Origin of the sequence: Paracoccus sp. (in: a-proteobacteria), from assembly GCF_035556475.1 — a bacterium.
In the GTDB taxonomy this organism is placed as follows: domain Bacteria; phylum Pseudomonadota; class Alphaproteobacteria; order Rhodobacterales; family Rhodobacteraceae; genus Paracoccus.
Map to the genome: position 1 here is coordinate 1 of NZ_DATMFA010000070.1, position 12,995 is coordinate 12,995.

A 12,995-nucleotide genomic window follows, 5' to 3' on the forward strand; every position below is an offset into this window, starting at 1 on the left:
ACATAGGCCGCCTCGAGATCGGAGGCAGCAGTGAATATCTCGGAGACCGGAACGCGTTTGCCGGTCAGGCGCTGGCGCATCCTGTCCACCGCCGCCTCGCCCCCCGGCAGCGCGCCATCTACCGAGACGCCGGACAACTGGACGCTGAGCCGATCCGCGCCCTCCGGCGCCGCCAGACCCGGCGCACCGCTGAAGACAAGCGAGCCGGTCATGCGTTGCAGCGGGGGCTGGTAGCTGGGCTTCGTGACCTGCGATGCCGTCTGGGCCAAAGCCGCGCCGCAGAGCAAGGCAGTGATCGCCACCGAGGCAGTCCCGAGTCTGTGTCGCAAAATAGCCAAACCTGCTCCTCCAGAATAACTGCGACTCAGATTATCATGCGGCCCGAAGGCGCAATAACGGTTTTGCCAAGGCCCTCGGCGAATTTGTCAGCTTATTGCCTGAAACTCGACACGACGATTTTCGGATCCCAGCGGATTTGCTGGATTGGCCAGAAATTTTTTGCCCATTCCAATGGCTTCCATGCGAGTGGCTGCAATACCGCAATCGCTGATCAGCCAGCGGCGCACCTCCTCGGCCCGAAGCCGTGAAAGATTTTCATTATAGCTTGCGCTGCCTTTGACATCGGTATGGCCAATTATGCGAAACATGCCGATATCGGATTTACGCATGACCGCGCACATCTTTTCCAGCGCCGGCCGCTGATCGGGTGCGATCACGGCCGAGTCGAAGGCGAAGCGGATGGCCAGATTGACCTGCAATTCCGGCGAAACTTCGGCAAAGACCACCTCGCTTGCGGGTTTTCCGGCGTTCTGCGTTCCCGCAGGCAAGTCGTTGGTGGAATCGGGCGAGGATATCATGTCGAAACCCCGCGTCTTTGGCGCAGTCTCGTTATCTCGCAGGATCTCGCGCTGCGCCTCGAACCGTTGAAGGATCTGTTCCTCGGTCAGGTCTTGCGCAAATGCGGGCGCAAAGCACAGCAATAGAAAAGCAGATAAGACGCAACACGAACGGGCCATTCAAGCTCCACGAAAAAACTGCATCCTATTCGGGGGATTCTACGCTAGGATGGTCTCGTTTTCAATGATCGTGCCGTTTTCAAGCGAGGCTCGCGTGCCTGCAAATGATCATTCGATCAAGGGTCCAATCACGCAGCGCGGCCTTGTTGCCCGAGGGGCAGGTCTGACCCATCGCGGCGCCGTCCGGCCCGAGAACGAGGATGCGATCCTTGTCGATCCATCCGGGCGGGTCTGGGCGGTGGCTGACGGCATGGGCGGTCACATGCTGGGCGGCTATGCGGCCGAGCAGGTTATCGACGCGCTGGAAAGCATCCCCGACGACGGTGATCCCGCCGAGGAGCTGGCCGCGCGTTTCGCGGCGGCCGATGCGGCGATTTCCGCGCGTGGCGCCGCGGAGGGGGCGCTGATCGGGGCCACCGCGGTCGCAGTCGTGATCCGCACGGACGAGGCGGTGCTGGCCTGGGCGGGAGATGCGCGGGCCTATCTGCTGCGCGAAGGGCGGCTCTCGCAACTGACGCGCGATCATTCGCTGGTTCAGGAAATGGTCGATGCGGGCAAGGTCGATGCCGAGGCGGCGCGCGGCCATCCCCAGTCGAATGTCGTGACGCGCGCCGTCGGGACGGGCGGCAAGCCGGATTTCCGGGTGGTGGGGCTGAAGGCGGGGGACCGGCTTCTGCTCTGCTCGGACGGGCTGACCAATGTGCTGCCGGACGCGGCGCTGATCGCGGTCCTTCATGCCACGCGCCCCGGAACGACGATCGCAACCGGAACCCCGGCGGATGCCGCCAGCGCCATGCTGCTGCGCCAGACGCTTGCGGGTGGAGCCCCAGACAATGTCTCGGTCATCGTCATCGACATCACGGAGGGCTGAGGTTCCGCGCCCCGCCGCGACGTCCCGCCCGGTCAGGGGATCGCGTTCGGGGGGCTCGCTCGCCGCGCCGATCATCGTCGCGATCGGCGTGGTCGTCGGGGCGATCTGCTTTGCCGTCACGACCTGGCTCCTCGACAGCGCCGATCTGGGGGTCGAGCAAAGGCTGGCCCGCCTCGAGGCCGAGAGCGCGACCCTGCGCGAGGAACTGGCCTCGGCCCGGACCGAACGTCTGGGCCTGCAAGCCGATATGGCGCGCCTGCGCGACGAGGTCAGCCTGATGGCGAACCGCGCGCCGGTCGTGGCCCCGCCCGTGGGGGCAGACATGCCCGCCGACCTCGGCTCGGAGGATTTCGAGCAGACCCCGACCGAGGCGCTGACCGAACAGATGAAGCTGGCCAAGGCCAAGTTCAACAAGGGCATCACCCAGCCGCGAAACGCGACCATGTTCGCCATTCTGGGCAACCCGCGCGAGGATTACGGCACCGATTGCCGCCCCCTGACCAATCCGCGCCTGAGCGCGCTGAAGGAGACGCGCCAGATCGGCCCGATCACGGTCACGATGCTCAAGCCGGCGCTGGACAGCCTGACGGTGGTTCTCGACAAGCTGAAGGCGAGCGATCCCGACATCTATGCCAAGTTAGGGACGGCGGGGGCGCTTTGCGCGCGCTTCATCCGCGGCTCCTCGACCTCGATCTCGAACCATTCCTGGGGCACGGCAATCGACATCACGCTGGAAAAGCAGCTTGACGGCTTCGGGGACGGCGGCACGCAATTCGGCCTGCTGATCCTTGCGGAATATTTCAACGAGGAGGGGTGGTTCTGGGGCGCGGCCTATAACAGCCGCGAGGATTCCATGCATTTCGAGGTCGGCGAGGAGACCCTGCGCAAGTGGCAGGCCGAGGGCAAGCTGTGAGCGCGCTGCTGGACAGGCTGTCGGCGCCGGTCCTCGCCTATGCGGCGCGGCTTCCGACCGTGGCCGAGGCCGCCTCGCCCTTGGCCGCGCATGGCCGGGTGCTGCTCGACCGCTTTCGCACCGATGCGCAGCGCGCCGGGCTGGAGCCGCAGGCCGTCGTCGCGGCGCGGGGCGCGCTGGCGCTGCTTTTGCTGGAATCGGGTTCGGCGAACCGTTTCCTCTCGGGCTGGGAGGATGCGGCGCGGGGCTTCGATGCGATGGAACCGGCGATGCTGGAACAGGCTTTGGCGCGGGGTGGCGCGGCGCTCGACCCGGTGCGCGGGCTGGTCGAGGACTGCCTCGACCGGGTCGAGGCGCAGCGGCGCGCCTTCAGCCAGACCCGCTCGCCGGGCTGGGGCGGGATGCTGGCCGTTCTGGCCTCGACCTGGCTTGCCGCAGCTGTTTGCTGGGCCTTCTGGGTCGAACACCGGCAGGGCAGTGCGCTTGATGAGATCTTTCAGGCCGAGGCGCTGGCCTCGGGGCTGGACCGTGCCGCCGCCTTTCCCGATCTTGGCGCGCGCCTCGATCGGCTGGCGCTGGCGGCGGACCGCCTCTCCGAGGGGGTGGGGCAGATCAGGCTGCGGCCCCTTGCTGCGGTGACGGGTCGCGATCCGTCGCGCCGCGCATATGAGACGCTGGAGGCGGCGCGCATCCTGCATCTGTCCGGCAATCTGGCGCAGGGCATCAGCCGCGCCCTTGCCAGCGAGGGCGAGCCGGGCGCGGCCTATGACACGCTGCGCGCCTGGTCGATCCTGACGGGGGCAATGGACTGGCAACCCGCCTGGCTTGCCGGCTGGGCCAGCGACCGCGCCGCGCTTGATCCGAACCTCGCGGGGCTCGCGCCGCATCTTCTCGCGCTGTCGAGGCGACCGGCGACCAGCCTGCCCGAGGTCGATCCCGAATTGCTGGCGCAGGCCCGGCAGCTTGCCGCCGAGGCAAGCGAGGCCGACCGCGCCTTTCTGGAACTGCGCCGCTCGGGCGCGGCCGCCGCGTTGCCGGACTGGCAGCCCGAGGCCGCGCTGCCCGTGCTGCCCGAGATAGCCGAGCGCCGCTCGGGCCGCGACCTGCGGACGCCGATCGCCGGGCTCTATACCGCGGCGGGTTGGGACATGGCCCTGCGCGACGGGGCGGAGGGGGCGGTGGAGGCCGCCCGTCAGGCATCGCTCCGCCTTTTCGACGCGCCGCTGCCGGCGCAGGCGGACAGCAGGGACCGGGTGCTTGCCCTGCTGCAATTGGCAACGCTGGAGGAATGGGAGGGCTGGCTTTCGGACCTGCGGCTGCGTTCATTCGACGACCGCCGCAGGGCGGTGCTTGTGTCGGGGCTTCTCTCGCGCCCGGACACGCCGCTCGCGGCACTGATCTCCGAAGTCTGGCATCAGGTGGGCGGTACCGACCGGCAGCGGCCCTTTGCCTTGCAGCAGCAGATCGCCGTGCGCTTCGGCCCCGAGATCCAATATGTCGAGACCGGCAGGATCGACCGGATCGGAGAGCTTTTCGCCGAGCTGAACGTCGCGCTGGGTCTGATGGACCGGGACGCCATCGACGCTCAGCGGCGGCTGCTTTCGGTGCAGGGGCAGGCGCGCTCGGTCCGGGTGCTGCGCTCGGCCCCGCCGCTGATCGGGCATCTGGTCGAGGATACGCTGGCTGAAAGCCGGGCTGCGGAAACCTCGAACCTGACCAATCCGCTGACGAAGGCGTGGCAGAACGAGGTTCTGCCGCTTTGCGGACCGGCACTTGCAGGGCGCTTCCCCTTTGCCGAGGGGCCCGACGCTGATCCCGCGGCAGTCGCGGCGCTGCTTGGGCCGGGTGGGGCGATCCAGCGTTTTGTCGGCCTCAACGCCGCCGACATGTTGCTGCGCGACGAAAACCCATGGCGCTGGAACCCCGAGGCCCGCTTTGACGGACTGTCGCCGGAAAGCGCCGCCTTCCTTCAGCGCGCGATGGCGGCCGGCCCGGCGATGGTCGAGGGCCGCAGGATCGGTGCGTCGGCGCTTGCCCTGCGGGGTCGGGCGGCGATGTTTCTGGGGGGCGACGGCGGCGAATTGGGCGGCACGGGCGATGAGTTGCCGCTGCAATGGCCCGGCAGAGAGCCGGCGCGCGGAATACAGGTCAGCTTCACCGGCCCCGGCGGCAATGCGGTGCTGGAACAGCCGGGCCAATGGGGGCTGCTGCGCCTCCTCGCGCCGCTGCGCCTGCGCGAGCGTGAGGGCGGGCAGCGGTTCCTGATCGACATGCGCAAGGATGGCGCCCGGATGTTCGTCGAACTGCGCTTCGACAGCCCAGCGAACCCGCTTTCGGCAAGGCGGCTGATTTCCGGGCTGAGCTGTCCGCAGGTGCTTTGAGATTTCATCGCCTCGTCGCCGATGCGGCGGGGCAGTTTCGAACTGAGATAGGCAGGAGTTGCACATGCTGCAGGCCCGCGACATCACCACCGAGATTTCCGGCATCACCGAGCCTTTCGACTTCGAGCGCATGGAAGGCGTGGCCGAGATCTCGACCCCCTTCGCTTTCGAGCTGTTCATCGCCGCCCGGACGCTGGACCTCAAGGCGGCCTCGGTTCTGGGCAAACGGGCGACGGTCGGCGTGGCCGGAGACGGCGCGATCGAGCCGCGCCATTTCGACGGCTTCGTCAGCGAATTCGGGCTGGTCGAGATCTGGGAGGATCTGGCCTTCTACCGGATGCTGCTGCGCCCGGCGCTGTGGTTTGCGAGCCTCGCGACCGACAACCGCATCTTTCAGAATCTCAGCGTGGTCGAGATCATCGATCAGGTCTTGCGCGCCTATCCCGACGTCGTGATCGAGAAACGGCTGACGGACCGCTATCCCAAGCGCGACTATTGCGTCCAGTTCGGGGAAAGCGACCTCGACTTCCTGCATCGCCTGATGGAGGAGGAGGGGATCTTCTATTTCTTCGAACATTTCGAGGGAAAGCATGTTACCATATTGGCAGATAACAATTCTGCCATGCAGGCCGCCTCGGGCGCCGATATGGTCCTGTTCGAGGCGCACAGCCCGGCCCTCGCCCGCGACCAGAACTGCCTGACAAGCTGGATCCCGAAGGCCGCGGTGCGGATCGGCAGCTTTGCGCAGACCGATTACGATTTCCTGAAGCCCTCTTCGGACCTGATGGCGACGCGGCGCCAGCCGCTTGAGCATGGCGAGGATTCGCGCGCCTCCTATCTTTACCCCGGCCGCCATCTGGAGCGTGACCGGGGCGAACATCTGGCCGCGATCCGCCTGCAGGAGGGGCAGGCCGCGCATGAGCGCGTCGAGGCCGAGGGCTGGGCCAGAACGCTGGAGCCGGGATGCAGCTTCACGTTGGAGGGCTTCCCCCGCGAGGCCGAGAACGAGCGGCATATCGTCCTGCGCGCCGCCTATCACCTGTGGGATTCCCAGATCCGCTCCGGCCGGGTGCGTGAGGGGGAGGAGGACGACCTTGTCGGTTGCAGCATCCGGGTTCTCTGCGCCCCGGCCCGGATCGACTTTCGCCCCGAGCGGCGCACGCCGCGCCCCCCGATGCGCGGCCCCCAGACCGCGCTGGTCGTCGGCCCCGCGGGCGAGGAGATCCATACCGACGAATATGCGCGGGTGAAGGTGCAGTTCTACTGGGACCGGCAGGGCGGGCGCGATGCGAATTCAAGCTGTTTCGTCCGGGTCAGCCAGACCTGGGCCGGCTCGGGTTGGGGGTTCATCCAGATCCCCCGCATTGGGCAAGAGGTGATCGTGGATTTCCTCGACGGCGATCCCGACCGTCCGATCATCACCGGCCGCGTCTACAATGCCGAACAGATGCCACCCTATGAGCTGCCCGGCAATGCGACCCAGTCGGGCTGGAAATCCCAGAGCTCGCCCAATGCCAGCGGTTGGAACGAGTTGCGGTTCGAGGACAGGGCGGGCGAGGAGGAGGTGTATTTTCAGGCCCAGAAGGATCACAACGAACTGGTCAAGAATGACGAAACGCGCAAGATCGGCCATGACTGGATCGAGGATGTCGTCAACGACGCCACCCAGTCGGTCGGACATGACCGCACCGAAAGCGTCGGCAATGACAAGTCGACCGAGGTGAAGGCGAACCGCACCGTTTCGATCGGGGTGAATGACACCGAGACGGTCGGCGGCCATCGCAAGCTGGAGGTCCATGCGACCGAAACGATCCATATCCATGCCAGTTCGACCGAGAATATCGACGGCCCGCATACCCAGACCGTCGGGGCGAACCAGACCGTGACGGTCAAGGCCGCGCGCGTCGACAGCGTCATCGCGACCGAAACCCGCAGCGTCGGTGCGGCGCAGACCAATACCGTCACCGGCCAGCGCAGCATGACCGTGATGGCGGGGCAGAGCCACAATATCAGCGCCGACGATGGCTGGACGGTCGGCGGCAACCGCATGACCAGCATCACCGGAAACGAGACGGTCAGCGTGCGGGGAAACCGCACCCATTCCGCCGACGGGAACCGCTCCGAGAAGATCGGCGGCGAATCCCTGCTGGACGTCACAAAGACCCGCGCGACCAAGGTTGGCGGCGACGAGGCGCATAATGTCACGGGCAAGATGGTGCTGGATGTGGGCAAGGATCTTGCCATCGTCGCGGCGGATTCCATTGCGATCACCTGCGGCTCGGCGGCGATCGTGATGAAAAAGGACGGAACGATCACCATCGAGGGCAAGGACATCACGATCAAGGGCTCGGGCAAGATCAACGTCAACGCATCTGGTGAGACGACGATCAAAGGCTCGAAGATCAACCAGAACTGAAGATCCGGTCGAGCGCCACTCCGGGCTTGTCGGGCGAGGCGGCAAGCGCCTCTCCGCCCCGGCGCCAGAAGATCAGCGCGGGGGGGGCGGCGACGTCTTGCGCCTCGGGCAGGGGAAGCGCCCCGAGCGCCAGAAGCAGCCTGTCGGGATCGGTTTCCGACCCGACGCCCAGTGCCGCCTCGCACCAAGCCTCCAGCGCGTCGGGTCCGGGCAGGGTATCGGCGATCAGGAACAGGCTCAGCGGATAGGGCCGGCCCGCCGCATCCGTGGATGGCAGAAGAAGCCCAACTGCCTCGCATGTGTCCGAGGCGATGCGCAGCCGCAGCCCACCCTCGGGCCAGTTCCGGCGCCCCGCCAGATGGGTCGCGACCCAGCGGTCCCATTTCCGGCGAAAGGGATCGGGCAGGCCACGGCCGACGAAATCTCCGCGTGAGGGCAGCTTGCCCCAGAAGCCCGTCACCGGGTTCAGAACTGCTCCGGACATCTGAAATCGCCAAACATCTTCAGGTCGAATGGGTTCACGACCGAGGCCGCCTGCAACTCGAAATTGGCCGCGTAAGGTCCGTTCGAAAGCCGCAGCCCATAGGCTTCAGGTCGTGCGGTGGGGGTCAGCCCCGCCTTGCGGATCAGGCGCAGCCACGCCCACGGGCCGTTCTCCTGCTGGAAGGCTTCGCCGGAGCCATCGACCGGAGAGAAGCTCAGCGAGATCATGTTGGTGCCGTTCTTGCCCGGCCAGGTCATCGCGACGGGACGGGTGGCGGCGTTGTTATAAACGATCGTCTGGCCGTCCACGTCCAGCGTCACCCGTCCGGCATTCGGGCTCAGATCCTTGGCTTCAAGGACAAAGGCCATGACCGGACCGGCTCCGCCCGGAAACAGGGCATCGCGCAGTTTGCGCGCCTGCTCGAACGGTGCCAGCCTGCGCGCGTCCAGACCCAGATCGGCACGCCAGCGCCAAGGGCGGCTGGCCGTGTCGATATAGGGGGCAAGCGCCTCGGTGGTGAAGAGGTCGAACTGGCCGCCGGGGCCGAAAAGCAGCTGGAAATCCTGCTGGGTCACGTCGATCAGGGAACCGGCGACAAAGGGATAGCGCCCGTCGGTCGCGCGCAGGCAGAAGGGCAGGACATCCGCCCGCCACCGCGCGTTGAGCTGGGCGATGATCGCGTCGCGTGTCACGCCGATCGTGTCACCAGCGATGCTGTCCAGCCATTTGTCGACGGGTTGTGGTAGCGTCGCGGCGACATTGCGCAGATCTCCGGTCAGTTGCGGCAGGCCGCCGCGCGCCAGCAATGCGGCCTTGGGGTCGGGACTGGCCTGCACGGCGAGCAATTCCTTGGAAAGCGCGGCAAGCGCCGTCTCGGCATCGACAAGGCCCGGCGGCTTGCCCTCGACCTCGACCACCATGGACTTGATTGGGGCGAAATGCTGGGCGATCCCGATGCCGGGCGGCGGCGCTTCGGCCCCCGAGGCCGTCGCCTTGGCCAGCCCGGTCGCGACCTTGCCCGCCTTGGCCAGTCCCAGCCGCGCCATCACCTTCTTGACAACGCCGGGGCTGACCGTCGGCCCGCCGCCCCCTTCGGCGGGGCGGGTCAGGTCGGTTTCGGCCACGATCGCGATGACCAGCCGCCGCAAGCTGCTGTCAGGCCCGCCAAGATCCTTCAGGTTCTCGGTCGCCGTCGCGAGGTCGGTGATCGGCGCAAGGCGCATGTCCTGCAGGAAGCTGTCCCATTGGCTGATGAACTCGTCCTGATAGCGTTTCAGCATGTCGGTCTGCAGCGTCTCGACCGAGGCATCCGAGCTTTCCGCGCAACCGCCCGAGAACACCTTGCGGTCATGCATCGCCATTTCGGCGACGCTGGGCAGCAGCGGCAGCACCACCTCGTGAAAACCCTGCCAGGTGAAGGCGCCGGGAATGCCCTGCCGCAGGTTCTTGCCCGAAAGCCGGGTCAGGACCTTGGGCGCCATCGGCCCGGCCTTTTCGGCGGGTATCCAGGGCGCGAGGGCGGTGATCTCCGGCTCGGACATCAGGCTGCGATAAGCGCGATCGGCCAGCGGCACCGTGCAGATCGCCTCGAGCGCCGCTTGGACGAGGGCCGGGTCAGGGGCGATCCGCGTCTCGTCCGAGGCGAGGCGGTCCAGCGCGGCCAGTTGGTGATCGCGCGCGGAATCGGTCGGGAAGGGCGGGGTCGCCGCCGCCCCCGGCAAAACCTGCTGCCACCATTCGGCCAGCCATGCGCGGTCATAGGGGCCAAGTCCGGTCAGCATCTGGTAGGACTTGAGCGCGCCGAGCAGAAATTCCGGGTCGGTGATATTGCGCCACATCGTCTGCTCAAGCAGCGCGACCATGCGCGGCTCAAGCAGGTTGCGCAGCCCCCGATCATAGGCCTGCTGGTTCGCGCCATTGATTTCGGCCGCAGCCGAGGGGCCGATCAGCGCCAGCTTGCCTTGCGGCAGTGGCGTGCGCGCCGCCTCGATCTGCGTGATCGCATCCAGCGCCACCGGCAGGTCAAGCCGATCGACCGGCACCTGACGCGAGGCGGCGACCGACAATCTGCCCGAGAGGTCGGTGAACAGGCTTTGCTGGTCGGCCAATGCCCCGGATTGCCGGGTGAAGTTGAAGAGGAACGCCAGACCCGCCACAAGGACCAGCAGTCCCGCCGCCGCCAGCGACCCGCGCCAGAACCATGTCCGGCGCTCCTCGGCGCGCGGGTCGAAGATGCCAAGCCCGGCCTCGCCGAAGATCACCTTGTCGAACAGGTCATGCAGAAAGAAGGACCGCTTCTCGCCCATGGCGCGATGGGGCGCGGGCGCGGGCGAAAGGCCGAAGCCCGCCGACAGACCCGCCAGCATCCGGTCCAGCGGCGAGCCCTCCTGCGTGGCCGAGGTCAGGTAGATCCCGCGCAGCCACGGCGCCTGCTCATAGCGGTTCTCGCTGAACGCGGCCTCGATCAGCAGGCGCAAGGGCTGGTCGATGCGCTCGAACTCGGCCGGAAAGCGGAAGATCGCGGCACGCTGGGCCAGCGCCGGTTCCTCGGCCAGCCGGGCATCCAGCCGCCCCTCCAGCACGGCCCCGAGCCCATGCACCTCGCGCGTGACCGCATCCGGTTCGGGCAGGGCATCGACCGGCAGCGTCGCGCCCCAGACCTGCGCCCGCTCATGCGCGGTCATCGCGCCGAAGAAGGCCTCGAACCCCGGCAGCAGATCGGCCTTGGTCAGCAGCAGATAGACCGGAAGCTGCATTTCCAGCCGCTCGCCGATCTCGGCCAGCCGCTTGCGGATTTCGCGCGCATGGCGGCGCAGCACGGTCTCAGAGGAGAGGAGGTCTTCCATCGACAGGGCCACGATGACGCCGTTCAACGCGCGCTTGCCGCGATGCTTCTTCAGCAGGTCCAGAAACGCGCCCCATTCCGCCGCGTCCTGCTGGGCGTCGCTCGACTGGTCGGTATAGCGCCCGGCCGTATCGACCAGCACCGCCTTTTCGGTGAAGAACCAGTCGCAATTCCGGGTGCCGCCGACGCCTTTCAGGTCATCGGAAAGCGCGATCGGGAAATTCAGGCCGGATTGGCGCAAGGCCGTGGTCTTGCCTGTCGCGGGGGGACCGATGATGACATACCACGGCATCTCGCGCAGGAAGCGCCGCTTGCCCAGACGCGAGCGGGCGAGCGAGGCCAGAACCTCCTGAAAGCGCGTCCCGATCTCGTCCCCCGCGCCGGGTTCGGCCGCGATCACCGAAGGCGCGGCCAGCTCGGTCACGAACATGCGGTTGCGCCGCGCCGCGCGAATCTGGCCGATCAGCAGGATCACCAGCCACAGGACGAGGATCGCGCCAAGGCAAAGCACTCGGATCTCGACGCTTTCCAGCGGCGCGCTTTCCCCGACCGAGATCAGGGGGCCATAGAACCAGATCGCCGCGGCCAGCAGCGCAAGCCCCACGAAGGTCCAGAAGCCGCGTGACAGCAGGAAGCGGAAAATGGCTTTGATCACCCGCATCATTGGCGTTTCTCGATCAGGATCTCGACCCGGCGGTTCTTGGCCTGACCCGCGCGGGTCGCATTATCCGCGACCGGCTTCAGCGCGGCATGGCCGTCGGAGCGGACCAGTTCGGCGGGAACCCCGGCCTCGGCCAGCGCGGTGGCGACGGTCTTAGCCCTTGCCTCCGACAATCCCTGGTTCGAGGCGAAGGGATTGCTGCGCTGGACCGGAATGCTGTCGGTATGGCCGCTGACCAAGACGCCGCCGACGCGGTGGATATTGGCCGCGATGGTCTTGCCGATTGCGTCGATCAGCGGATCATAGGCCGGGTTCAGCGTGGCCTTGGCCGAGCGGAAGACCTCGGGATTGCTGGCCTGCACGGTCAGGACGACCAGCGCCGCCGTCTCCTTGCCCTGCATCGCCGGCAGCAGGGCCTTGGGCACGGCCGCCTCGAACAGCGGCAGCATGGCATCCGTCACGGGCGCGGCGGGCAGGGCGGGCACGTCGCTTTGCCGGGGCGGGCGGAAGATCGCGGCGCGGTCGGGGGGTGGCAGCCCCGCCACCTGCGCGAAAAGCCCCTCGGCCTTGCCGGCCAGATGGATCGAAAGGCCGGTATGCATGACCAGCACCAGCCCCGCCGCGCCCAGCCAGATGGTCCAGAGCGGGACGGCGAAGCGCCTTGGCGTATCGGGTGCGGCCACGCCCGCCGCATGGGGGCCAAGCGGGGCCGCCTCGCGCTCGGGGTCGCGCAGCAGCCTTGCGATCTGGCTACGCAGCGCCACCAGCGCCCCTTCGCCCTGACTGCCCTGCACCCGATACTTGCCCCGAAAGCCAAGACAGAGGCAGAGCCATGCCAGTTCCAGCAGGTCGCGCTCGACGGCGGGATTGCGCATCAACCCGTCCAGCCGGTCGAAAAAGCGCGTGCCGGCATCGACCTCACCGCTGATCTGCGTCACCAGCGGATGCCGGGGCCACGCGCTTTGCGACCCCCAAGGCGTGTTGAGCGCAAGATCGTCCAGAAGCGCCGCGACGAACCACGCGCCCTGATCGGCCTGCGTCAGCGCCAGACCCTTGGCGACCGAGGCATCGCGCCCCTCGGTCAGCACCGCCTGCAGCCGGGCGCGCAGCGCGTCGGGCTGGTCGGGCGGGTTCGCGCGCTCGAGTTCCGGGGCGAGTTCCAGCAAGGTCGCATGACTTGCGACCAGAGGGTTGGGGTGGAGCCTTCCCGGCCGCGCACGCGGCGCCTGTCCAGCGGGGCCGGAGGACCATGAGGGCTGGTTCACCGGGGGCGACTGCCATGCCGCAGGCGGGGTCGAGGGTCCGCCCGGCGTCTGGGGCGTCGCCGCGCGTCCCGCGCCCAGCGGACGGATGCGGGTGCGGTTGCTGTCGCCAAGGCCGAAGGGATCGTTGCTGTCGCCCATCGCCC

At 67.5% G+C, this 12,995-nt stretch carries 8 protein-coding genes and 1 pseudogene; 4 read left to right on the forward strand and 5 right to left on the reverse strand.

Annotation, left to right across the window (positions count from 1 at the left end; genetic code table 11):
• Together VNQ78_RS08615 and VNQ78_RS08620 are read right to left on the reverse strand one after the other, a co-directional pair.
• Positions 1–302, reverse strand: a pseudogene (locus VNQ78_RS08615) (ShlB/FhaC/HecB family hemolysin secretion/activation protein); the annotation flags it as partial.
• Positions 303–425: 123 nt separating this feature from the next.
• A complete protein-coding gene (locus VNQ78_RS08620) occupies positions 426–1,016 on the reverse strand; it encodes an OmpA family protein (protein ID WP_325688685.1) in 591 nt (196 codons plus the stop codon).
• Between the two features lie 94 nt (positions 1,017–1,110).
• Between VNQ78_RS08620 and VNQ78_RS08625 the strand changes: the two genes are divergently transcribed.
• The 4 genes from VNQ78_RS08625 to VNQ78_RS08640 all read left to right on the forward strand — a co-directional run bounded on the left by VNQ78_RS08625 (position 1,111) and on the right by VNQ78_RS08640 (position 7,597).
• Positions 1,111–1,887 carry a PP2C family protein-serine/threonine phosphatase gene (locus VNQ78_RS08625; RefSeq protein ID WP_325688687.1) on the forward strand — a complete coding sequence of 259 codons (777 nt, stop codon included), beginning with the start codon at positions 1,111–1,113 and terminating at the stop codon, positions 1,885–1,887.
• The gene (locus VNQ78_RS08630) at positions 1,850–2,800 is read left to right on the forward strand and encodes a M15 family metallopeptidase (protein WP_325688689.1); all 951 of its coding nucleotides are present in this window, start codon (positions 1,850–1,852) and stop codon (positions 2,798–2,800) included. The genes VNQ78_RS08625 and VNQ78_RS08630 overlap by 38 nt, the downstream gene beginning before the upstream one ends.
• Positions 2,797–5,181 (forward strand): ImcF-related family protein, encoded by a 2,385-nt coding sequence (locus VNQ78_RS08635; RefSeq protein ID WP_325688691.1) that lies wholly within the window; start codon positions 2,797–2,799, stop codon positions 5,179–5,181. Before VNQ78_RS08630 ends, VNQ78_RS08635 begins: the two co-directional genes overlap by 4 nt.
• 64 nt (positions 5,182–5,245) lie before the next feature.
• Positions 5,246–7,597, forward strand: coding sequence for a type VI secretion system Vgr family protein (locus tag VNQ78_RS08640; RefSeq protein ID WP_325688693.1), 2,352 nt, complete (start codon positions 5,246–5,248; stop codon positions 7,595–7,597).
• Here the strand turns inward: VNQ78_RS08640 and tagF are convergent.
• Genes tagF through icmH form a run of 3 tightly spaced genes read right to left on the reverse strand, consistent with a single transcriptional unit; the run spans position 7,584 to position 12,990 of the window.
• Entirely contained in the window at positions 7,584–8,081 is a 498-nt protein-coding gene (gene tagF / locus VNQ78_RS08645; RefSeq protein WP_325688695.1) for a type VI secretion system-associated protein TagF, read from the reverse strand. The two genes, VNQ78_RS08640 and tagF, sit on opposite strands and share 14 nt — an antisense overlap.
• On the reverse strand, positions 8,063–11,587 hold the full coding sequence (gene tssM / locus VNQ78_RS08650; RefSeq protein ID WP_325688697.1) for a type VI secretion system membrane subunit TssM: 3,525 nt from the start codon (positions 11,585–11,587) through the stop codon (positions 8,063–8,065). The genes tagF and tssM overlap by 19 nt, the downstream gene beginning before the upstream one ends.
• On the reverse strand, positions 11,587–12,990 hold the full coding sequence (gene icmH, locus VNQ78_RS08655) for a type IVB secretion system protein IcmH/DotU (RefSeq protein ID WP_325688700.1): 1,404 nt from the start codon (positions 12,988–12,990) through the stop codon (positions 11,587–11,589). Before icmH ends, tssM begins: the two co-directional genes overlap by 1 nt.
• Between the last annotated feature and the right edge of the window lie 5 nt (positions 12,991–12,995).